We start from the raw sequence: 21,659 nt of genomic DNA, 5'->3' as shown, positions 1-21,659 counted from the left end.
CACGCACCTATCGCGTCAGCGACGGGAAGGTGTCGAGCGAATGGCTGGCAAGCGTACCGACCTGCGCTGCAAGAAGCGGGCCTGCGAAGATGAGTACCAGCATCACGGCGACGAGCTTGACCGCCTGCGGCAGCGTCTGGTCCTGAATCTGCGTCAGCGCCTGTATAAGACCGACACTGACACCGATGATGATCGCGATACCAAGTGCGGGGGCAGAGACAAGAAGTACCGTCACCAGCGCCTGATTCATCTCGTTGAGAAAGACCTCCTGCCCCATCGCTATCCGCCACCATAGCTCAGGATCAGCCCGTGCATCAGCCGCGACCAGCCTTCAACGGCAACGAACAAAAAAATCTTCAAGGGAATGGAGATCAGTGTCGGCGACACCATCATCATGCCCATGGCCATCAGCACATTGGCCACGATCAGATCGATGACCAGAAACGGGATATAAAGGAGAAAGCCGATTTCAAAAGCCCGCGTCAATTCAGAAGAAACAAAGGCCGGAATCAGAACGACGAGGTCTTTTTCGTTAAGATTGGCGCGCGCCTCGGGCGACCAGACGCTTTCGGTGGCCTCGATGAAGAAGGCGCGTTCGCGCTCATTGGCAAAGCGCTCCAGATAATCGCGCAAGGGCACGCTCAGCGCCTCAGCTGCCGAACGCAGACCTTCGACGCTTTCAATATCGATGGGCCGGTTTTCCAGTGCCCGATACATATTGCCGACGAGCGGCGTGGTGACATACACGGTCAGTATCAGCGCAATGCCGTAAAGCACCAGATTGGGCGGGGATTGCTGGATGCCGAGCGCATTGCGGATCAGGAACAGCACCACCGAGATTTTAAGGAAGCCCGTCATCGTGACGATGGCCAGAGGCAAAAGGCCGATGGTCGAAACGACAATGATAATGGCGATGAGGTTGGGCTGAAATTCGTTCATGATACCTGTTCGTGCGTAGCGCTTGCGGCATTGGGAAGATGGGTGATGCGAATGCCGGTGCCCTCGCCGATCTTGATAATTTCACCCCGACCGACCCGCTTGCCGTCACGGATGATATCGACGCAATCAATATCGATCACCGAGCATGGCAGCCGGCTGCCCGGCGCAAGCGCTTCAACATCGGCCAAAGCCATTGCGAGACGACCGAACTCAAACGTGAGACAAATTGGTGTCGCTTGCTTTTTCCTGCCTCTGCCCTTCGCGGACTCAAGCGGCGCACGTTCCGGGAAGGGAGCGAGTGGTGCAATAAGCGCGGCACCACTCCTGTTGAGCTCTATGGTAGCGCCCAGCTTGTCATCGATCACGATTGCTGGCTGATTGCCTTCCAGCATGACGATATCGCCCGGCCGCAGGCTGTCGATTTCGTTCAGAAACAACTCCTGACTGCCCGCCATGACCACAACCTCGATGCGATGTCCCGACAGATCAGGTGGTTCGGGTGCCTGAAGGCGATCGAGCGCCTCGGCCAGCATTTCCGCGAGCTCTTTGGGTATGGCAAGGCGACAGAGAAAGCTTTCGTCTCCCGCAAGGATGCGAACACCGATGGCAAAGGGCAACTGACCGGCTTTGCCCTCACCAAACCGAACGGCTTCACCAAGTTGGGTCTCGACCTTCTCACAAAGATCAAGGCAGGCAAGCTCCAGCAGAAGCGCGCGTTGCAATGGTTCTTCATCGGCAAGTCTGCCGGAAAGATGCAATGGCTGTTGCAGCCATAAAGCAAATTCGTCCGAGATATGAAGCTCGCAGATTGCATCCCCGATCTGAACGGAGAAGGAAAGCATATCGCTTTTTGCAGGCGCTTCTTCAAGGATGAAGGCAACAGGCCGCTCGCCAAGCGTCAGCGTAATCGGTGCCCGCTTCTGCAACAGTCTTTCCAGCAAGTCCGATGGCGGCGATGCCCTGTCCGGTGCAAGAAGGCGCAAAAAACCTGCCGCATTGCCTTTAGGTTCGCTCAGCATGGTGCCTCCGTCCGAACCACGGTCAGGTCCTCGATTTCCAGTTCGGACCGTGCCTCAATACCGATCCGTCCAGCCGCGGCGAGTTGCTTGTGCATATCGGCAAGCTTGTCGCGCGCGAAAAGTCGCCGACGCCATTCGGCATGCAATTCATTCAAGGTCGCTTCGCTTTCATCGACTGATCTTGCGATGAGGTAGCGCTCTTCCTCTAAATCCTCTCGGCGCTGATCGGACAGGAAAAGCCTGTCGCGCGCACGTCCCAGTTCTCGTTCGGAAACGGGGCTGATATTCATGGCATCGAGAAATTTCCGCTCACGGTCGTCCATTTCGGCATCATGGGATACAATGGCTGCATCGGCGGCATCGAGTTCACGCTGCTTTTGCTTCAGGCGCGCGCTTTGAAGAGCGATTGCAGCCCGTGCACGCTCCTCGCGCAATGTACGCAGAGCAACAAGCCGGGCAATGTCATCGGCCTGCTTCATTCAACGATTTCCTTCATGCGTCGCAGCATTGTATGCAAATCGGATATTTCATCAGAAGGTTGACGCAAAAACGCTTCGATCGCATCACGACGCGCCACCGCCCTGTCGGCGCGGGCATCGCTGCCCGGCCTGTATTCGCCCACACGCAGGAGAAGCTCAATATCGCGATAGGCTGCCATGTCTTCGCGGATCATACCCGCCATGTCGCGATGATCGGATGAAACCACCGTATTCATCAGGCGGCTGCGGCTTTTGAGGACATCGATGGCCGGGAAATGATTGCGCTCCGCAAGATCGGCCGACAGCACGATATGCCCGTCGAGGATTGACTTCGCTTCTTCGGCGACCGGATCAAGTGCGCCATCGCCTTCGGTCAAAACCGTGTAAAGGGCGGTGATCGAGCCACCCTTTCCCGGTCCTGCCCTCTCCAGAAGACGCGGGAGTGCTGCAAAAAACGACGGCGGAAAACCGCGCCGTGTCGGCGGTTCGCCCGCCGCAAGACCGATCTCGCGTTGCGCGCGCGCAAAGCGGGTCATCGAATCCATCAAAAGCAGCACATTATGGCCGGCATCGCGGAAATATTCGGCGATTGCCGTTGCGACATGTGCCGCCTTGACGCGCTCGATTGCCGGACGGTCCGAGGTCGCGACCACGGTCACGGATTTGCGGCGTGCCTCGGCACTCAACTGCATCTCGACGAACTCGCGCACCTCGCGTCCACGTTCGCCGATCAGCCCGATGACGATGACGTCGGCTTCCGTACCCGCCACGATGGAGGCAAGCAGCGACGACTTGCCGACGCCCGGTTCGCCAAAAATGCCGACGCGCTGGCCGCGTGCCACCGTCATCAACCCGTCAATAGCGCGCACGCCGAGGCGCAGCGGATATTCGATGATGTCACGTTCAAGCGGATGCGGCGGCTCGGCATGAACCGGATAGGTCTCTAATGTTTTAACCGGCGTTCCCAGATCCAGCGCGCGGCCCAGCGGATCGATCACGCGACCAAGCAGGGTTTCGCTGACCGGAACCCGCAAGGCCTGCCCCGTGGGGATGACTTCGGCGCGCGGTGACATGCCCTCAAGATCGCCAATGGGCGAGAGCACGGCGCGCTCATCCTGAAAGCCGATCACTTCGGCAGGCACCAGACGCCCGGTCACCGGATCGCGCAGATTGCATAATTCGCCGATGCGCGCCGTGGGCAGGCTTGCATGGACGATAACGCCCCTAATTTCGCGAACGCGCCCGCGTACGGGCCGCGGTTCGGCCTCGGACGCCGCGCGCGACAGACGCGAAAAAAGGCCGTCAATATCGGGATGCGTCGTGCTCATCATGCGCCACCCCGGCTTGAAACCAGCATCATGGCGCGAATGGCTGCAAGCTGCGTTTCGATCCCGACATCAATACTTGCCGACGGCGTCGTCACCGTGCACTGGGTCGCGGAAAGATGTCGGTCGGCAACCACGCGGATCGCCATGTTCTTGAGGTCCAGTGTCGCAAAATGCTCTTTAACCTCGTCAACGATTTCCGGCGCGACATTGATGGTGATGCTGTTTTCATCGCTAAAAGTCTGGATCGCCTGACGTGCGGCGTGGGCGACCAGTTCACCATTGCTGAACGTGCCCAGTACCTGCTGCACAATCTCCATGGCTAGCGCTATGAGGCGTGGTTCCGCTTCACCAAGATAGCGCCCGACATCAGCCTGCGTGCGCATCAGCAGTTCAGCCGCCTGCGCTTCTCCGTCCTTGCGGCCTTCGATGCGCCCGGCTTCACGCGCCTTCTCTATTTCCTCATGGGCCGTGGCGCGGATTGCTGCGGCTTCCGCCTTGGCGCGTTCGAGAAAAGCATAGCCGTCAATCCAGCTCTGCGCATCTTCCGCCCGGATGATACGGGCAAGCGGGCGGTTTGGCACGACATCGACCGTCATGATGCCTGCCCCATCTTTTCACCGAGGCGACGCACTATGGCTGGTCCATGTTCAAGAATATCGGGATCGCTCGTGGAAGGTATGGAAGCATCGTCGGGCCATTTGAGGCAAAGCTCTTTTGAAAGCGGTTCCGGCAAGGTAGCGATCCACGCAGCAAGACAGGCCCGCCCTTCGTCCCGAATGGCCTTTTCCAAAGCATCGAGATCATGGATCAGCGCCCGCTCGCCTGCGAGATCGTGATGAAGGCGCGCATCCTCCAAGGCTTCGTCGCCGAAACGCGCGGCGAAAGCAGCCAGCACGGGACCGCGGATTTCCTGAATGAAGACGCGGGCGCGAAAGATAATACCAGCACGGAAAGCCAAGGCTTCAAGTTCGCTCAAGCTTAACGCGGCAAGCGCCCGGTCCACCGGATCACCGGCACCGTCGGTTTCCTCAAGGTGATAATGCTGGCGCAGAAGTGCTTCCAGCCGCCCAGTAAAACGCGACTCTTGCATCAGCTTTTTTACGAAGATTCCCGAGCCACCGGCCCCGAAACAGGCCGCAACCCGTTGGGGATGAACGCTATTTGCAACCCCGCCCATTACAAGGGTTCCAGCTCATAAGTCCGCCGTCCGCGCTGACGCCAGACCAGTATTCCAAGCACGCCGCCGAGAACAACCACCAGAAATGCCAGTCCACCGAAAATCCACTTCGCGCGCGATACGCTGCTTTCCAGCATCCACAGGCCGAGGAAACTGGTCATCGGCTGTTCAGACGCATGCGCACGCAGTGCTGGCGCTGCCACCGGCACCACCGACACCTTGTCATAGGACAGACCGGCAATGCCATTGGCGACCAGCGTCTTGATCTGCGGGATCAGTGGATCGATCGCAAGTCCCGCCTCGTGACGGATGAAGACGGAGGCAGACGACGAGGCCGCCTCACGGCGCAGCGGATCGTTATCCGGTAAAACGATATGAACGCGCGCCGAAAGCACGCCGTCGATTTCCGAAACGGTCTTCGACAGTTCTTCCGAAAGAGCATAAAGCATCTGCGCGCGCTCCTGCACCGGCGACGCCACCAGTCCATCGCGCTGGAACACCTCGCCCATGGAGGCGAATTTCTGCTTGGGAAGCCCAGCATCCTCCAGAACCCGCACCGCTTCTGCGAAACGGTCGCGATCCACCGTCACCTTCATGCGGCCGTCTTCCTGAAGCGCGCGCCCTGCTGGAACGCCGTTTCTCTCCAGCACAGCTACCATGGAATTGGCCTCGCGTTCGGCGAGATCGGTATAAAGATCGACTTCACAACCGGCCAGAAAAAGCGCAACCAGCATTACGCCGATATTGAGACATCTACGCAATACGGGCACCCTCATTCTCAAAACAAGCAATCAACGGTGATCTGCGTGGCCTATTGGCCGCGCAGCAATGTATTGGCGGCGCCCGAAACCTGCGTGGTGCCGCGCACCACAAGCTGGGTTTCTATCGACTGGTCGAACATCATACCCAGCGACTGGATGACCTTGTCCATCTGGGTCTGATCGACCGGCGTTGCCGAATTGCGCGTTTTTGACAAGTCTGTGGGCCCCGCACCGTTGGGGCCGACACTGACCAGTTCGCCGCCGGTCGCCTGCGGCGTTCTCTGGGTGAGGCTGCTTGCGCGTTCGGAAAAATTTCCGACCCGCCCGAAGAAACCCTTGAGATTTTGCAGGACTTCTTCCCCGAGCTGGGCCGGGCTTGCGCCCGCAGGAAGCGTCTTCGCCTGCCCCGCCACATGCTCGAACAGGTTCTGCGTTGCCTGCGGCACCACATCCTGAACGGACGATACCGGCGAGACGCTCGCAGTTGCAATTGCTGTCGTCATGAGCCTTGCTCCAAAACAATTAAGCCTTGCTGCGATTATTCGTCGGACATGGCCTCATTGAGAATATCATTGGCGCGCGGCATGATGATCATCTGACCGCCGACGGTCACAGCACCCTCGACCATCATCTGCTCCAGTTCAGGCGTCATTTCACCCTGCTGCGCCTTTTCGACAGCGCCTTCAAAGGCTGCTTCGCTTGAATTCGTCACGAAGGCGGAAGAATCCGCACCGGAAACGGGAGGTATGGCCATCGGTATCTCCTTTGGTTTACCGGCAGGCTAAGCCTGCCTTTCAAGGTTTTGGTTTTGCCGCCCGGTTCGGGCGGGAAACTTCTTCATCAGCACCCGATGCATCCGAATGAGCACCGGGGGCAAAAACGATTTCCGGCGCGATGCCGCCGCGAAAGACACGAACCCGCGGATCATCACCGGCAACGACCGGTTCCGGCTGCATGCGCTGCACCAGCTGATCGACGGCCGCCACATAAGCAGGCGGACCTGACGCCGTGATGACACGTCCGTCACGAGAACTGCGCACCGAAAATCGCGCATCCTCCAGACCAAGTTCGCGCATCCGCGCGCTCACCATCGCGCCATTGAGCTTGCCCGCATCAAAAACGCGTGTCACAAATTCCGTATCGGCGCTGACGTGCAGAACCGACCCGTCGAAATACCATGTCAGGCCGTTGCTGCTTGCCAGACGTTGCAGAAACTCACCGGCAAGCTTCGATTCGACACGACCGCGAACTCGGCCCTTCACGGCATCGGAAAGCACGACCGGGACACCGAGATTGCGCCCAAACTCCGTTAACGTGTCGCGCAGATCTTGATCCAGCACGACATAGTCGTAAGGATCGGCAAACCAGCCCGGCTCAGCCTGTGCCGTTTGCACAAAACAGAACAACGCGCACGCCGCAGTAAGAGGAGCCGCTCGCGCCAGCGCCCGACGGGCAGACCCGACCACCCCTGTTTGAGAACAAAACCACGCCATCACACCCGATCCGACAACTCTTGCAGCCTGAAAACAATGCCAAGATGAGAAGATAAGAACGAGTATTTCATATCTCGCTTATAACTTATCCTCCAACACGCTTGAAGAACAGCAATATGAAATTTTCATGACAGTGTATAAGTAAAGCCAGCCGCGTGAGTCATTCGCATACTGACACAAAAGTTTCACATTTTGTCCGTTGATTTATTTTAGCAGTCAATAAATGGTTCTCCTTCGTTGATGGAAATTCTCATTTAACCATTCGGCGAACGTGCGCAATTCGCGCTGGACAATTTTTGATTGAAATGGAGATCATCAATGGCAGCTGTTACACCAACCTCCGGCGGCGGCGCTGACGCCGCAATCAGCAAGATGGAAGCCGCATTCGATGCTGCAATCGAAAAGTCGGCCAAGATCACCGAAATCACAACTGAGAAGAAGACGGAACTCGACGCGACCAAGCAGCGTCCGCAAAACTGATTTTATCGTCATGGGCGGAAGAGCCCGTCCATATGGCGGACTATTTCACGAATACGGCAGCACTTTCCGGCTGCCGTATTCGTCGTGAACCGGATCCGATAAGAGGTGGCCCGTGTCCCTGGCAAAGCTGACCATACCCTCCGTCAAGCCCCGCTTGCCGGTGATCGCGTTACCAAACGCAGCCGCGCCGGGCGCGCTGGCGCTTGAGGTCCTTTCGGGCATCCACAGCGGTGTTCGCACGTCGATTGACGGATCGGCACTGGCTATCGGATCGGCAACCGGCTGTGACGTGGTGCTGGCAGACAAGAATATTGCGCCCGAACATCTGCGTCTGCGCTTTTACGGTCGGCTGGTGGCAATCGACGCGGTGGGCGGCACCGTGACCATCGAAGGCCGCGCCGCGCTCGATCAGGGCTTTGGTTGCCGGATCACTCTCCCGGTGACACTTGGCGTCGGTGAAACCCGCCTACGCATCAGGCGCGAGAATGGTCCCGTGCGCGCCTTGCCGAAATGGGCACCCTATGCCGCCGGTCTTTTGGCGCTTGTCGCCCTCCCGTTGCTTGCCATGCAGGCAGGGTTTTCTGAACTCATGCCGCGTCAGGCCATGGCGCATGGCGAACAGGCTCCTGCCCTTGCAACGGCTGCCAATATCAAACCGGCCGAACCCGTTACCCCAGCCCTCTCTAACAAAGTGGTAACAACTGCACTTCGGCAGGAGCTTGAAAACGCCGGTCTCGGCATGCTCAAGCTCAACACGGATGGGCGCAGGATCGAAGTCTCCGGCGAAATACCCGCCCAGCGCATGGCTGACTGGGGCAAGGTCCAGCGCAATTTCGACCGCACCCATGGCGGGCGCTATGTGCTCACCAGCATGGTGACCGCCGCTGCCATCGCCAATGCGCCGAGTTTTACGTTTCAGGCGGTCTGGTTCGGCAAGAATCCCTATGTCATCGATGCGCGCGGCGAGCGCCGCTATCCGGGTGCCGCACTTCAGGATGGCTGGATGCTCAAGGCGATCGAGCCCGGTGCCATCCGCGTGGTTCGCGGCAATGAAGAATTCAAACTGACGTTATGATGTGTAATTCGAATTCAGGATGGCCCGCGTGAGCGAGGTGATACGCCCATTGCCGGTGGACCGGCCTGGCGAGCGTCAACGCCTTGATCGGGCGCTGGCGGAAGCCGGTCGGCGTGCCGATGCCGTCAGTCGGGCCCAGATCGAAGCCTTCGAGACTGCGTTACGGATACGCCGGCGCGGCAGCATGGCACAAGGCGCATCGCTGCGCCGCGAAATCGACGAACTGACCATGCCGGAAATTTCCGATCCCGGCATATTCAACGCGCCGCGGACCATGGCGCTGCTCGATCACGTTATCGACGCCATTCTGCCCTCGCTCGATACCAGCGAGGATGTCGCCTCCATCGCCAAGGCCATGCTGAAAGAAGAGATCGACCGTCGGCGCGATCTCGAAGAGCGTCTGATGGCTGAGGGAGACCCCGCATGAAACGCGACGACGCCGATTCGGCCGAGCTGATGCATTCGCTCGGCTATCTCTATATGCGGAGCGGTCAGCAGAGCCGGGCACTGGTTTTTCTCCTCATCGCCAATCGCATCGCCCCGGAGGATGCGGGCATCCTGCGCACGCTGATTGCCGCGCTCATTGAGAATGGCGCAGGCGAAAGGGCGCTCGGCGCGCTTGATCGGTTAAGCGAGCTTGAAGACGAACCAGCCGCGCATCTCCTGCGCGCCCGCGCCTTCTGGATTCTCAACGAGAAGAGCGAAGCACGTCGCTGTTTCCGCACCTATATCGAATTACGGAAGGCGGCAGCATGAGTGGCCTTCTTGGCAAGATGAACGCGCTCGCCCGCGCAGCCTCCTATCGCTCCGATGTGGTGGTCGCGAGCTTCATGATGCTCGCCGTCGTGATGATCGTGATCCCGCTTCCGACCCTTCTCGTCGATGCGCTGATCGCCATCAATATTGCGCTCAGTCTGCTGGTGCTCATCGTTGCCTTCTACATCGGAAGGCCGGGCGATTTTTCCGCGCTGCCACCGATCATATTGCTGGCAACGCTTTTCAGGCTGGCGCTGTCGATCACCACGACAAGGCTCATTTTGCTCCATGCCGACGCGGGCAACATCGTGGCGACGTTCGGTCGCTTCGTGATCGGCGGCGAGGTGGTGGTTGGGCTTGTCGTCTTTCTGATCATCACTGCAGCACAGTTCATCGTCATCACCAAGGGTGCGGAACGCGTCGCGGAAGTGGCAGCCCGCTTTACGCTTGACGCCATGCCCGGCAAGCAGATGGCAATCGACAATGATCTTCGCAACGGCGATATCGATCAGACGGAAGCGCGCGCACGCCGTTCGCGGCTGGAGCGCGAAAGCCAGCTTTACGGTGCCATGGACGGCGCCATGAAGTTCGTAAAAGGTGACGCCATAACCGGGCTGATCATCGTTTTCGTCAATCTCGTCGGCGGGCTTCTGATCGGCATGATGAGCCGCGGCATGAGCTTTGCCGATGCCTCGCACACCTATTCGCTTTTGACCGTGGGCGACGGGTTGATTGCGCAGATACCGGCGCTGCTGATTTCCATCGGTGCCGGTACGGTGGTCACCCGCGTCGCCTCCGAGACCGAAAGCGATCTGGGAACGGAGATTTTTCGCCAGCTCGGATCGAGCGACCGCGCGCTAGCGCTTGCCGCCGTCATTCTTCTCGCGGCGGCGTTCGTGCCGGGCTTTCCGACGCTGATCTTTCTGGCCGTCGGCGGGCTTTTCGCAGGCATCGCCTTCATGATCCATCGCAGAAACCGCAAGCCGGAAATCCAACCGGACGCAACCGCGCTTCAGGCCGTCGATGCGCCAGAGGCAGAAGCTGAAAATGGCATCGTGATTTCAAGCGGTCCAACGCGCTACCGCGTGGTCGCGCATGTCGGTATCAACCTTGCGCAAGCCATCTGGCCGGAACGCTTCCGGCTGGAAACGGACAGGCTGCGCGAAGCGCTGAAAGATGATCTCGGTCTCGAAATACCGGCGGTCGAGTTGCGCATTGCGCCTGAACTCGCGCCTAAACGCTTCCGTGTCGATCTCGAAGGCGTGCCCATCATCGAATATGAACTGCCGCCGGCAAACCTGATGCTCGATGATGATCCGATGCATCTCGATCTGCTCCAGATCACCTATCAGGACGGGCCACCGCTACCCGGTGGACGGCGCAGCCTGTGGGTCAGTGAAGAACACGCCAACACGCTTGAAGAAGCGGGTATTGGTTTTCTCGATCCCGCAGCCGTGCTCGCCCGCGCCCTTTCGCAACTACTACGGCGCTATGCGGCACATTTCATCGGCATTCAGGAAACGCGTGAATTGCTGACCCGCATGGAAGGGGAATATGGCGAACTCGTCAAGGAAGCCACGCGGGTTGTGCCACTGAACAAGCTATCCGATATCCTGCGTCGTTTGGTCGAAGAAAACGTACCCGTCGCCAATATGCGTGCCGTTCTGGAAGCGTTGGTTGAATGGGGTGGCCGCGAAACCGATCCGCTTTTGTTGACCGAGCGGGTGCGTGGAGCGCTGGCGCGCCAGATTTGTCACCGCCATGCCCAGTTCAACCGTGTCGTGCCTGCCTATGTCATGGCGCGTGGCACAGAGGAAATGGTGCGCGAGGCCATCCAGACGACAGGCGTTGGCAAAATGCTGGCTTTGCCTGAAGATGCATCGCGCGCAATCCTGTCGCAGTTGCGTCGCGACCTTGACGACAACACGGAATGGCCCAATGCGGTTGTCCTGACCTCCATGGATATCCGCCGCGTGATCCGTAATTTTCTGCTGCGCAACGAGATCGACATTCCGGTCCTCTCCTATCAGGAGATTGCACCCGAATATTCCGTTCAATCCCTGATGTCGGTCACGCTTAATCCGCAGCACCGTCAGCGGGCGATCAAATCTCCACCGAAAATGGAAGAACTGGCTGGCAGCACGGCGGCCAGTCTCAACTAAAAATGCAACGAGGTTCAAGCCATGCAAGGCAATTGAACCCGCAAGATTTGAAACAGGGTGACTGCGTGAGGGAATATCAAATAATGGCGGGGCCGGACAGGACCATGGCGCGAGTGGGGATTCTCCTGTTCTTTCTCTCAATCTTTTGCGCAACATCCCTTGGCCATGCGCGTTCTTTCAAGGTGGATGCGCAATCGGGTGAATCTCTGACGCTTCCGCTGGGTCAGGGGCGGATCATCCGCTTCGACCAGCCGGTTGAATCGGTTTTCATGGCCGATGCCAAGATCGCCGATGTGCGTGTTGTCTCGCCGGGTGTCGTCTATGTCTATGCGCTTAAAGCCGGTCGCACCAATCTGATTGCGCTGAGCCCCGAGGGCGGCGCAAAGGCAAGTGTTGACTTCTGGGTTGTGTCCGACCCGCGCCCCATGCAGGAAGCTCAGCGCGCCGCCCAGCCCGACAGCACCATTGATGTATCGCTGTTCGGTGATGTTCCAGCCGCAAAAGGGCGCGCCCGTTCCATGCAGGAAGCGGCAGACACGCAAGCAACCATACAGGCCTATGCGCCACCGTCGCGCCCCGCGATCAACAATACGACGATCAACGGTGCCAATCAGGTCAATATTCGTGTTCGCTTCGCTGAAGTCTCACGCAACCAGTTGCTGCGCTATGGCGTCACGTGGGATGCTTTCGTCAATGCCGGCTCCTTCTCCTTCGGCTTCGTGTCGGGTGGCGCGATGGCGGGTGACGTGGCGTCTGGCGCATCGAATGCGCTGAGTGCGGGTGCTGCATGGAATGGCAACCGGGTGGATGTGCTTCTTGAAGCTTTGCAGGCCAATGGTATCCTGACGGTTCTGGCCGAGCCAAACATCACCGCCGTGACCGGTGAGACGGCAAGCTTCCTTGCGGGCGGTGAAATCCCTATTCCGGTACCCGTTACTAGTGAACAAGTCGGCATCGAATACAAGCAATATGGTGTGTCGCTTCTCTTCACGCCGACATTACTGCCCAATGGCCGCATTTCCATGCGGGTGCGCCCCGAGGTCAGCAGCCTTTCAGCCACTGGCATGGTCAATATCGCCAATCTTCAAGTCCCCGCCCTTCAGGTCCGCCGCGCCGATACGACAGTTGAAGTGGGCAGCGGTCAGACCTTTGCCATAGCGGGTCTTTTTCAGCGCAACGTCTCGAAAGACATCGAAAAGGTGCCGGTTGTCGGCGACATGCCGGTGCTTGGCAACCTCTTCAAATCAAAACGGTTCCAACGCAATGAAACCGAGCTTGTGATCCTCATCACCCCTTACCTTGTAGAGCCGGTGCGCGAGCGCAGCCTTAAAACGCCGCTCGACAGCCCGGCGGGCGCCCTCTCCGGCCCCGTTGCCAGCAAGCGTACAAAAACCAACAAAGGGTTCGGTTTCTATGTCGATTAAATTCCAGCCGATCACCCAGCTTCCTGTTCTCGCCGTTGCCGTTTTTGCGCTTGCCGGTTGCCAGAACACACCCGACCGCGATCCCCTGCCCTATTCGCCCAATTACCATATGTCGGCCGGCCAAGGCGGCAATGTCGTGCGCAAGGGATATGACAAGCAGGCCACAGCTCAAGGCCGTCTCGTCCCCGACGCCTGTGTTACACCCGATGTCGTGGAGGACCCGCTTTATCTGCCACCTGGCTGCGCCAATAATCTCAATCTTCAGATGATGGTGGAGCGCCAGAGCGATCTGGTTCACGGACGCACAACAGGCCCAGCGATGGCCGCACCTGTCGTGCGAGCCGCACGGCGCGTCATCGACGGCGAGCCGCCGAAGGACGATTCATCGGCCAAGGAAAGCCTCAATACAACAGGGTCTTTGGATTAATGGCTGGGCGCTGAAAGACCATGGGGGCGATGCCAATCAGCCAAACGACATCACCGCGCGCCGGAAGCAAGCAGACCGATGGCCCGCGCACGCGCCGATGGCGATTTGATCGCGCGCACCTTTCTCGCCTCGGCAAGGAACGCCTGCTTTTCTGCAGCCGGATAGTCCGGCACGGCCACTTCGGCTGCGTCCCTGTCGCGTCCGCCCAGCACCAGCACCAGCATCAGATTGCGGAAATGGCGCGCCTCGGCACGCGGCGACTGGGTGGCAGCGCGCATCGTCGTGACCGCGGCATCGGTCTTGCCCGACAAAGCCTGCGCGAGAGCGAGATTGGACTGCGTATCGAGGCTTGCAGGATCATGCTGTCTCGCCTTGGCAAAAGCCGCCTCGGCACCATTTCCATCGCCGGTCAGAATCAATGCCGTTCCAAGCCGGTTATAGGCGGTCGAGGATTTGACGATGGGGGCCGCCACGGCAAGCGTTCTGGCAGCACTTTCAACCTCGCTCGACTGCAATTGTGCGGTTCCCAATCCGAGCAGTGCACGACCATTATTGGGGTCTTTTGCCAGCGCCGTGCGGAAGGATTTGGCCGCAGATTCGGGTTGTCCGGATTTAAGCTGCGCGTCCCCAAGACGGTTATGCGCGCCAACCGTATCGCTGGAAACGTTCGCCGCCCGCTCATAGAGCGAGGCAGCCGTCGCCTTGTCACCGCGTTGGTCGATATCCTGCGCAAGGGCAATGAGGCGCGCCTCGTCGCCCTTCGGGCCATGGTTTTGCGCGTTTTCAGAAGCGGTCGTGCAAGCTGCCAGAGCCATACAGGTTACAATCAGGGCACTGGTGGAATGGTGTCGCATGATACCTCACTAAAAACGCGCTTATTCGTAAGTTCCGAATCGCAAGCCAGCAATTCAAGACCGTCATCATTCTGTAACCTGGTTTTGTCTCAGTTTTTTTACCGTAACGTCACGGGCGAAAAAACATGAGCGAAACAAGCGAAGAGAAAAGTCTTCCGGCCTCCGACAAAAAAATCCGCGATGCCCGTGACAAAGGCCAGGTTGCCAAAAGCCAGGATCTCGTTGCCGGTACGGTGATGATCGCCTCCACCGGCTATCTCGCCTTTGTCCTTCCAGAGCAGAAGAACAAGGTCGAGGCCCTGATAGACGTGATCGCCCGACGCATGCATGTCGAGCCCTTCGCAGAAGTGTGGCGCGATGCGTTGACGCTTGCAGGCTCCATCATGACCGGCCTCGCGGTTCCGCTGCTCGCCGTCACGGTCGCGGCAATCGTTTTGACCAATCTTGTGGTCATGCGCGGTTTCCTGTTTTCCACAGAACCCATCACGCCGAACTTAGAGCATATCAATCCGGTTTCCGGCGCAAAACGTCTCTTTTCGATGCGCAGCGTGGTCGAGTTCCTGAAGTCGCTCGTCAAGATCATTGCGCTGGCGACCGCCTTTTTCATCGTGTTCCGTGGCGGCATCCAGTCCTTGCTGCAATCGTCGGCCTGCGGTGCATCCTGCATCGCCAATACGTTTTTCGGCATGCTGCAACCGCTCATCATAACCGCCGTCATCGCCTTCTTTATTGTCGGTCTCGTCGATGTTCTGGTGCAGCAATGGCTGTTCAAGCGCGATATGAAAATGACCAAAAGCGAGCAGAAACGGGAAAGAAAAGATTCTGAGGGCGATCCGGCCATTATTCAGCAGCGTCAGAAACAGCGCCGTGAAATGCAGACTTTTGCAACCAAGACCGGGCTTCTCAACGCGTCGCTTCTCGTTGGAGTGCCGGATGGCTGGACGGTTGGTATCCGCTATATACGCGGAGAAACTCCCGTGCCGATGATCGTTTGCCGCGCCAGTCCCGAACAGTCGCGCACCATGATCACCGAAGCGCTTCTGACCGATATTCCGGTGATCCGCGACAAAGCCCTTGCCGCAACCATTGCCCGCACGGCACGCACCGGCGAGCCGGTGCCCGAAACGAGTTTCCAGCGCGTTGCCGATCTTCTGGTCGCAGCAAGGCTTATCTGATCATCATGAACGAGACCGCCCCTATGCACAGAAGCTATCTTCACGCTCTCGCTTTAATCTTTGCAATCTTCTGCGCCCTTCCCGCTTATGCGCAATCTTTAGATGCCTCGCCGTCTTTCGATGATGCCTATGTCGATTTCCTGTTCTCGCCGACCCGGCCCGGCACGGAATTCCCGCCCGCGCCAGCCCCTGCCCCTGCTCCGGGCTGGGGCAAAACAGGAGACCGCAACACTCGCCAGCATGTCCGCTATGCAAGCGACGAAGCACCTGGAACGATCCTGATCGACACGACCGCGCGCCGTCTCTATTTCATCGAAGCAAGCGGAATGGCGCAAAGCTATGCGGTGGGTGTCGGTCGCGAAGGGTTCGGTTGGTATGGCACAGAACGCATCAGCGCAAAGCGCGAATGGCCGGACTGGCGCCCGCCCGCATCGATGCGCGCGCGGCGGCCCGACCTGCCTGCGCATATGGCTGGCGGCCCTGACAATCCGCTGGGCGCCAGGGCTTTGTACCTTGGCCAGACGCTTTACCGCATCCACGGCTCCAATGAGCCGGAAACCATCGGAACGGCTGCATCGTCAGGGTGTTTTCGCATGACTAACAGCGATGTCGTTGATCTTTATCGGCGCGCCCAGATTGGTGCAAAGGTGCGGGTTTTCTGACCAAAACCTATAAATTTCATGAAACTGTCATCGGGAAGCAAAGGTAATTTCCTAAAGTCTAATTTGTCCTATTAGCAGTTGACGATTTTTCCTGACCCAACAGAGGAGAGCGTAGCATGGCCTATCGGATTGACGGAAACGCCCGCAATCGTTTTGACGAATCCGGTGAAAAAGCAACTCCGATACCGGCTGCGCAAGCGGAAAACTTTCGCCGCGATATTGAAATCGTAAGCCGCGAAAGAGAAGGCGGAAACAATAACGGCAAGCCTGATACGGGCGAGCGCGTTTTTGTTGTCGAATCCGGTGATACACTGGAAGGCATCGCAAGGGAAAATCAGGCAGACATCGCCGAGACCATGGCTATCAACGCCAATGAATCCAATCATAATGGCGATCTCATTCATCCGGACGACATCGTCATCCTGCCCGCGCCAGAACCCGAACAGGTCGCGGCATCAAAACCGGATGTTGAGGGCGAACCATCGGCTGAAGACGCCTTTATCCAATCGCTTTATGATCGCGGCAACCAGATCGAATATGCCAAGCCAGAAGATGGCATCGATCATGAAGCGGAGACACAGGCATTACGTGATGATGTGGCAGCCTATCTCGACGCGCTTCCTCCCGAAGCCCGACAGGATGCAGCCATCCGCCTTTCGCAGAAGGACTGGACCGATGCCGGACCGGCAGGCATAGCGGTTGAAGATGTCGTCACCGCAGCAGGCTTGCACGAAGATCCTGTCAACGCTTTCGCAGACGAGCTTTACCAACGTGGCAACGCCCTCGAATATGCCGATCCATCGGCAGATGTGGATCATAGCCTTGAAACCACTGCGCTGTCGGAAGATATCGAAGGCTTTCTGAACAGCTTGCCTGAAGGCGAGCGTAGGGAAGCGCTGCAGAACCTTTATGATCGCAGCTGGACCGATGCAGGTCCAGCCCAGATCGCAATTGAAGAAACGGCGCGCTCCACCGGCATCAAGCTTTCACCAACGGGCCATAATGGTCCTGAAATTGAAAGCGAAGTGCGCGCGGTCGTCGACAACGCTACCGCCGAAACCGGCGAAGCCGAAGCGCAGTTTTCAACATTTGTCGACGGCTATAACAAGGCCAGCCCCGAAGTTCAAAATGCGCTTTTGCGCCAGGGTTATGCTGATGAATTCATGACATCGATGGCGGATTATGCGACCGAACCGATGCATGATTACGATCCTGCCACCAGTGAACAGCAAAAGCCGTATCAAACCTTCCTGCGCCTCGAAGCGATGACGGAAAACACACCACCGGAAGTGGCCGCTGATCTCGTAACGACCGCGATGCCAGAAATCGACCGCGTCAACACGCTTTATCAGGAACAGTCCGGTTATCCGATGCTTGGTTATGGCGGCGTGGAATCGATGCTCAAGGTCGCGGAACGCATCGAGGGCACGCCGCAGGGCGACCACGTTATTGAGCAATGGGCGGAAATGGGCTTTTATCAGCGTGACCAGATCACCCAATCAATCGGCAATGGCGGCAGCCTGCAATATCCGCTTGAACTTGCCGAAACACACGATTCAAGCACGGCTATGCTGGAACAGGATATCCTGCCGGGTGTTCGGCAAAATCAAAGTGTGACCAACAGCGCCGTGGAAGACTATTCGGTTCATATGGAAGAGTTGCGCTGGCTGATCGACAATCACGGCGACACGATGACGCCAGAACAGCTGGAACAGGCCATCATAGACTATAAGGCTGAAAAGGGCGACGAATGGAACGCGGAAAACGAGCGCCTTGAAGCTGCGGTCAACGAAAATGGCGAAATCCTGCTCGATCAGATTACGCAACTGGGAGAGTTCCCGGATGAACCCAAAGAACAAAAAGATCTGATCAACAAGGAAATAGAAAACATCCTCAATGATGATCGCTCCTATCTGGCGATCCAATCGGCATTGCGCAACAATCCCGAACTCATCGACAAGCCGGAAGTGCTGAATTTCCTCGGTCAGGAAGGTCGTTTGACGGATCGCGGACGCAAACTGGCGGAGGAAGTTTTCACACAGGTTGTCCAGCGCAACGTGCTCCCTGAGTTCGAGGACTTCAAGGGCGCAAGTCCTGAAAAAATGGGTGAAATCCGCGATAGCCTGGCTGAATTCCGCGACAGCAAATATGCGGCTCTGCTCGGCGTCACCGATAAGGATATGAACAAGGCCATTGATGCCATCGAAGAGGCGATCCCGCTGGACACTGACAGCCCAGCGGCCATCGAAGGCAAGATGGCCAAACTCGACAAGTCACTCAGTAAACTGGACAGCGGCAAGCAAAGCGGCATCCGAACCTTCTCGACGTCCACTGTGCCGGGCCAAGTCCTGCGCATGATCGGTGCGACAGGCGCCGCCATGACCCTCTATAATTCGGCGCGGACAGCCGGTAACGAACCCAATATCGAAAACATCCTGAAAACGAGCTACGATGCTGCGGGCCTCTGGCAACGCTCCGTCGAAATTCGCAACGGCCTAGGCATGATGGATGCGGATTCTTTTGCGGTTCAGAATTTTGACGGCAGCCTGAAGCCCGGCACAAAAATCCTTGGTGTGATTGGCGCCGTATTCGATGGCGTCAATTCCTATCAGGCCTTTGCCGACGGCAATCCGGAACTGGGCATTACCCATGGATTGACTGCGGTAGGCGGCGTCACGGCCGCGCTCGCGCCCGGAACAATACTGGGACCGATCGGCGTCGGCGTGGTTATCATCGGCACGATCGCAACCATGATGGTTACCGATGTTCAGGAGAGCAACAAATACGACAATGAACTCTCCCAGAATTTCCTGGAACGTTCCGGTCTGGATGCGGAAGCCGCCGACGCGCTCGTCGATCAGAGCGGCGAAGGTTATAGCCCGGTACCGATCCTCCTCGAATATGCCGAGGCGAAGGGCTACGATATGGCAAATGCCGATCACAGAACAGCTGTTATTGACTGGATCAACGCGATGTCGCCGGAGCAACTCGCGACGTTGCGCGACAATCTCCACCACACGATTGATGAATTCAAAGGCGACCCGTCCCAGTTACAACAAACCGCGCCAGACGATGCTGATTACACGGATGATGCTGAATATAACAAGGTGGAGATCAAAGGCAGCTATAATTCAACGATCGGCGAGCGTTATAACGTTCAGGCTGGCAACGCATCTCCCAGCTCCGTCGTCCAGATTGACGTTGTTCTAGAAACGCTCAAGATAACGGATTTGCCCGCAGCTCCCGTTTCTTGAAACTGGAACACACCATTTCAAGTTAGACCATGGAACCCGCAAGAAAAAAGATAGTCGGCTACGGAACGTAGCTCTGCGTAGCTTAGCCTCCGAGGCGCTCGCCGCGAAGGTGCCGCCAACACTCAAGCCGGGCCGCTTCCATGCTCCCGATAAGCTGCTGGCCATGCTGAAGTCCGTCAGCCAATCGGGAAATTATGTCGAGTGATCGCCTCCCAAATACCGCAAGCGACAAGGGATTGCCGCTGCGGACTCTGCATAATCCGACGCTCCACATAATTGCGGAAGTCTATGGGCTTCGTCGCACCCATGATCCGCACCCAGTTGGAAGGAAACATCATGGGCAGGCAGCCAAAGCGCGCACGACCGACGCGATCCGATCTGCCGAAGCGCCAGCTTCCAGACGGATGATCACCGCGCCTGCGACAATTTCCGGACGCGTGAGAGTATCAACCTTCATCTCATCCAGCCACGTCCGGCTCCGTCCGCAAGGAGTTTTTTGCAACGAACCGGTCAAAAGTATGATACAAAGGTGCTTGAAAAACGAGAAATTACTCTGATCTGCATGCTTCAGCTACCAGAAAAATTAATCAAATGTCAGCCAGCTTTTACCTTGCACTAGCTTGCCACCGTGAGCACAGCTATCGCCTAGCCGCGCTACTTTTTTACCATTGATTGTCGCAATAGATGACCCCCCGGTAATTTTATCCGTCGTAGGTACTCCAGTGCATAGGCAGGTATCGCCTACAGTGGCGATGGGAATACCATCAACACAGACGAAATTCTGCTGGGTGGAGATGACCGGTCCCCCAATATGAGGTTTCGGGCCGGGTTCCACCTTTGGGCAGACATGCATGTGGCCTTTCATTATAACGGGCATCGCAACCATTTAATCACCACACTCAAAAACGTAGCAGGCGCTTGTAACCAGCATCAAGCACGAGCGGATTGATCTCAACGACCCGGATTTTTCCATCCTCGGTGTCGGACTGATAAGCGAGGTCGAGCAAGGCATTCTCCAGACCTGATGCAGAAGCAATCCTAGCTGCAGCACCCGAGAGCTTGCTTCCCATGCCTGCTGGTGGCTTTCCATTCTGCGCAGGCACAGTCCAGCGCGCCGAAACAAGTGCGCCATCCTCAATGGTGAAGCGGGCTTCCCAGGCGTTGCTCAGGTCAATATATGGGAAGACATGAATCGAAATTGGCGCCTGCTCGACTTGAAACGCATAGGCAACCGTCGCCATTCGCTCTGTTATCGATCGCAGCATTATAGGCAGCATTGTATCCAAAAGCTCCGATGATACACGTACAAAGCCAGCATGCTCCTTCCAGCTTACTGGCCCCAGCTTGAGGAAGACATCCCCAGCACACATCTTTGTACTAGTTCTCAGACCGGGCAACTCTACTGGCTTCGGCAAACGCCTATGCGCGCGGTAGGCTCCGTTCTGGCTAAGGACAGCCCCCAGCATCAGACCGGATAATTGCAATGACGAGATTGGCCTTGCAAGCGCAAGTGTTTGCAATTCTTCCGGCCAGTTCTCGAAAGACGATCCTACGATATCTGCCGACCACGGTTCGATACGGGCGAATTGGTTCATCGAACTGTTGCAAACCTACTAATTCAGGACCTTAAACGTCGGATGTTTTGCTTTCAAAGCTTCTTCGGTGTCTAGCTCACGCAGAAATTCGGTAAATGAGGAAGCCACGAAGCCAATATCCTTCCAATTGTAGGTATCGGTTCCAAATGTCTGTCGCTTGATTTCAGGCAGATACCAGATCGTGCCGAAATGGTCCGATCGCACGTCGATCAACAGGGTTGACTGGTTATCTATGGTCAGTGGGACCACGCCCGCCGGAACGCGCGGACCAATATCCGGGTCAGTCGTCATCGTCCGACCCAATCGACGCGTTGCCTTCAGGGTCAACTGTGCCCACGGGATCAGCGTCGAATCCATCGCGATGACATCAGCGTCTTGAAATTTCATCGTAAAGTAATTGGCACCAATTTGACGATTTGTTAGGATGGAGGAGTATTTCCGCAGGAACTTCTTGTAGTCTTGCGGCAGCTCAGCCTTCACCTCAGCTTCGATCGCTTCGATGTCCTCATCAGTACTCTCCTGAAAAAAATCGGGACCGAGTTTTTTCTGGGCAACCCACGCTTCGTAAAGTTTAGGGTTTAACTCTTTCAGGTCCATAT

The 21,659-nt window shown here is 57.4% G+C and carries 26 protein-coding genes; 10 read left to right on the top strand and 16 right to left on the bottom strand.

Annotated features, from left to right (window positions below):
* Positions 1–7 precede the first annotated feature (7 nt).
* Genes OPR82_RS17190 through OPR82_RS17140 form a run of 11 tightly spaced genes read right to left on the bottom strand, consistent with a single transcriptional unit; the run spans position 8 to position 7,109 of the window.
* The gene (locus tag OPR82_RS17190) at positions 8–277 is read right to left on the bottom strand and encodes an EscS/YscS/HrcS family type III secretion system export apparatus protein (protein WP_121987100.1); all 270 of its coding nucleotides are present in this window, start codon (positions 275–277) and stop codon (positions 8–10) included.
* 2 nt (positions 278–279) lie between these two features.
* The gene (gene sctR, locus OPR82_RS17185) at positions 280–939 is read right to left on the bottom strand and encodes a type III secretion system export apparatus subunit SctR (protein ID WP_265986184.1); all 660 of its coding nucleotides are present in this window, start codon (positions 937–939) and stop codon (positions 280–282) included.
* Complete coding sequence (locus tag OPR82_RS17180; RefSeq protein WP_105545446.1) at positions 936–1,958, bottom strand: FliM/FliN family flagellar motor switch protein; 1,023 nt, start codon at positions 1,956–1,958, stop codon at positions 936–938. The genes sctR and OPR82_RS17180 overlap by 4 nt, the downstream gene beginning before the upstream one ends.
* Complete coding sequence (locus OPR82_RS17175) at positions 1,952–2,437, bottom strand: hypothetical protein (RefSeq protein WP_265986183.1); 486 nt, start codon at positions 2,435–2,437, stop codon at positions 1,952–1,954. Before OPR82_RS17175 ends, OPR82_RS17180 begins: the two co-directional genes overlap by 7 nt.
* On the bottom strand, positions 2,434–3,768 hold the full coding sequence (gene sctN, locus OPR82_RS17170) for a type III secretion system ATPase SctN (RefSeq protein ID WP_265986182.1): 1,335 nt from the start codon (positions 3,766–3,768) through the stop codon (positions 2,434–2,436). The genes OPR82_RS17175 and sctN overlap by 4 nt, the downstream gene beginning before the upstream one ends.
* On the bottom strand, positions 3,765–4,361 hold the full coding sequence (sctL, locus tag OPR82_RS17165) for a type III secretion system stator protein SctL (protein ID WP_105545449.1): 597 nt from the start codon (positions 4,359–4,361) through the stop codon (positions 3,765–3,767). Before sctL ends, sctN begins: the two co-directional genes overlap by 4 nt.
* Positions 4,358–4,942, bottom strand: a complete 585-nt coding sequence (locus OPR82_RS17160) for a hypothetical protein (RefSeq protein WP_265986181.1) — start codon at positions 4,940–4,942, stop codon at positions 4,358–4,360. The genes sctL and OPR82_RS17160 overlap by 4 nt, the downstream gene beginning before the upstream one ends.
* The gene (gene sctJ / locus OPR82_RS17155) at positions 4,942–5,712 is read right to left on the bottom strand and encodes a type III secretion system inner membrane ring lipoprotein SctJ (RefSeq protein ID WP_265986180.1); all 771 of its coding nucleotides are present in this window, start codon (positions 5,710–5,712) and stop codon (positions 4,942–4,944) included. Before sctJ ends, OPR82_RS17160 begins: the two co-directional genes overlap by 1 nt.
* A 41-nt stretch (positions 5,713–5,753) precedes the next feature.
* The gene (locus tag OPR82_RS17150) at positions 5,754–6,206 is read right to left on the bottom strand and encodes a hypothetical protein (RefSeq protein ID WP_265986179.1); all 453 of its coding nucleotides are present in this window, start codon (positions 6,204–6,206) and stop codon (positions 5,754–5,756) included.
* Between the two features lie 35 nt (positions 6,207–6,241).
* Positions 6,242–6,457, bottom strand: a complete 216-nt coding sequence (locus tag OPR82_RS17145) for a hypothetical protein (protein ID WP_105545452.1) — start codon at positions 6,455–6,457, stop codon at positions 6,242–6,244.
* Between the two features lie 40 nt (positions 6,458–6,497).
* Positions 6,498–7,109: a type III secretion protein gene (locus OPR82_RS17140; RefSeq protein ID WP_265986178.1), complete on the bottom strand. Its 612-nt coding sequence runs from the start codon at positions 7,107–7,109 to the stop codon at positions 6,498–6,500.
* A 405-nt stretch (positions 7,110–7,514) separates the two neighbouring features.
* Here OPR82_RS17140 and OPR82_RS17135 point away from each other — a divergent pair, with 405 nt between their 5' ends.
* The 7 genes from OPR82_RS17135 (at position 7,515) to OPR82_RS17105 (ending at position 13,520) form a co-directional block, all read left to right on the top strand.
* On the top strand, positions 7,515–7,676 hold the full coding sequence (locus OPR82_RS17135) for a hypothetical protein (RefSeq protein WP_162995411.1): 162 nt from the start codon (positions 7,515–7,517) through the stop codon (positions 7,674–7,676).
* 112 nt (positions 7,677–7,788) lie between these two features.
* On the top strand, positions 7,789–8,751 hold the full coding sequence (locus tag OPR82_RS17130) for a SctD/MshK family protein (protein WP_265986177.1): 963 nt from the start codon (positions 7,789–7,791) through the stop codon (positions 8,749–8,751).
* A 28-nt stretch (positions 8,752–8,779) separates the two neighbouring features.
* A complete protein-coding gene (locus tag OPR82_RS17125) occupies positions 8,780–9,178 on the top strand; it encodes a hypothetical protein (RefSeq protein ID WP_265986176.1) in 399 nt (132 codons plus the stop codon).
* Positions 9,175–9,507: a type III secretion apparatus assembly chaperone SctY gene (gene sctY, locus OPR82_RS17120; RefSeq protein ID WP_167873982.1), complete on the top strand. Its 333-nt coding sequence runs from the start codon at positions 9,175–9,177 to the stop codon at positions 9,505–9,507. Before OPR82_RS17125 ends, sctY begins: the two co-directional genes overlap by 4 nt.
* On the top strand, positions 9,504–11,669 hold the full coding sequence (sctV, locus tag OPR82_RS17115) for a type III secretion system export apparatus subunit SctV (protein WP_265986175.1): 2,166 nt from the start codon (positions 9,504–9,506) through the stop codon (positions 11,667–11,669). The genes sctY and sctV overlap by 4 nt, the downstream gene beginning before the upstream one ends.
* A 104-nt stretch (positions 11,670–11,773) precedes the next feature.
* Positions 11,774–13,093, top strand: a complete 1,320-nt coding sequence (locus OPR82_RS17110) for a type II and III secretion system protein family protein (protein ID WP_265986174.1) — start codon at positions 11,774–11,776, stop codon at positions 13,091–13,093.
* Positions 13,083–13,520, top strand: a complete 438-nt coding sequence (locus OPR82_RS17105; protein ID WP_265986173.1) for a hypothetical protein — start codon at positions 13,083–13,085, stop codon at positions 13,518–13,520. Before OPR82_RS17110 ends, OPR82_RS17105 begins: the two co-directional genes overlap by 11 nt.
* Before the next feature lie 50 nt (positions 13,521–13,570).
* Here OPR82_RS17105 and OPR82_RS17100 read toward each other — a convergent pair whose 3' ends face one another.
* Positions 13,571–14,374 carry a tetratricopeptide repeat protein gene (locus OPR82_RS17100; protein WP_265986172.1) on the bottom strand — a complete coding sequence of 268 codons (804 nt, stop codon included), beginning with the start codon at positions 14,372–14,374 and terminating at the stop codon, positions 13,571–13,573.
* 125 nt (positions 14,375–14,499) lie between these two features.
* Here OPR82_RS17100 and OPR82_RS17095 point away from each other — a divergent pair, with 125 nt between their 5' ends.
* The 3 genes from OPR82_RS17095 to OPR82_RS17085 all read left to right on the top strand — a co-directional run bounded on the left by OPR82_RS17095 (position 14,500) and on the right by OPR82_RS17085 (position 19,465).
* Entirely contained in the window at positions 14,500–15,549 is a 1,050-nt protein-coding gene (locus OPR82_RS17095) for an EscU/YscU/HrcU family type III secretion system export apparatus switch protein (protein ID WP_265986171.1), read from the top strand.
* Positions 15,550–15,554: 5 nt separating this feature from the next.
* Positions 15,555–16,211 (top strand): L,D-transpeptidase, encoded by a 657-nt coding sequence (locus tag OPR82_RS17090; RefSeq protein ID WP_265986170.1) that lies wholly within the window; start codon positions 15,555–15,557, stop codon positions 16,209–16,211.
* A 116-nt stretch (positions 16,212–16,327) separates the two neighbouring features.
* Positions 16,328–19,465: a LysM peptidoglycan-binding domain-containing protein gene (locus tag OPR82_RS17085; protein WP_265986169.1), complete on the top strand. Its 3,138-nt coding sequence runs from the start codon at positions 16,328–16,330 to the stop codon at positions 19,463–19,465.
* Between the two features lie 334 nt (positions 19,466–19,799).
* Here the strand turns inward: OPR82_RS17085 and OPR82_RS17080 are convergent, their stop codons facing one another.
* The 4 genes from OPR82_RS17080 to OPR82_RS17065 form a co-directional block, all read right to left on the bottom strand.
* The gene (locus OPR82_RS17080; protein WP_265986168.1) at positions 19,800–19,922 is read right to left on the bottom strand and encodes a hypothetical protein; all 123 of its coding nucleotides are present in this window, start codon (positions 19,920–19,922) and stop codon (positions 19,800–19,802) included.
* 126 nt (positions 19,923–20,048) lie between these two features.
* Positions 20,049–20,351, bottom strand: a complete 303-nt coding sequence (locus OPR82_RS17075) for a PAAR domain-containing protein (protein WP_265986167.1) — start codon at positions 20,349–20,351, stop codon at positions 20,049–20,051.
* 13 nt (positions 20,352–20,364) lie between these two features.
* The gene (locus tag OPR82_RS17070) at positions 20,365–21,060 is read right to left on the bottom strand and encodes a hypothetical protein (RefSeq protein WP_265986166.1); all 696 of its coding nucleotides are present in this window, start codon (positions 21,058–21,060) and stop codon (positions 20,365–20,367) included.
* A gap of 18 nt (positions 21,061–21,078) precedes the next feature.
* Entirely contained in the window at positions 21,079–21,657 is a 579-nt protein-coding gene (locus tag OPR82_RS17065) for an SMI1/KNR4 family protein (protein ID WP_265986165.1), read from the bottom strand.
* Between the last annotated feature and the right edge of the window lie 2 nt (positions 21,658–21,659).

Origin of the sequence: Ochrobactrum chromiisoli, from assembly GCF_026241335.1 — a bacterium.
Classification (GTDB): domain Bacteria; phylum Pseudomonadota; class Alphaproteobacteria; order Rhizobiales; family Rhizobiaceae; genus Brucella; species Brucella chromiisoli.
Note: the sequence above shows the minus strand (reverse complement) of the source record. Positions and strands in the feature narration are given on the sequence as shown.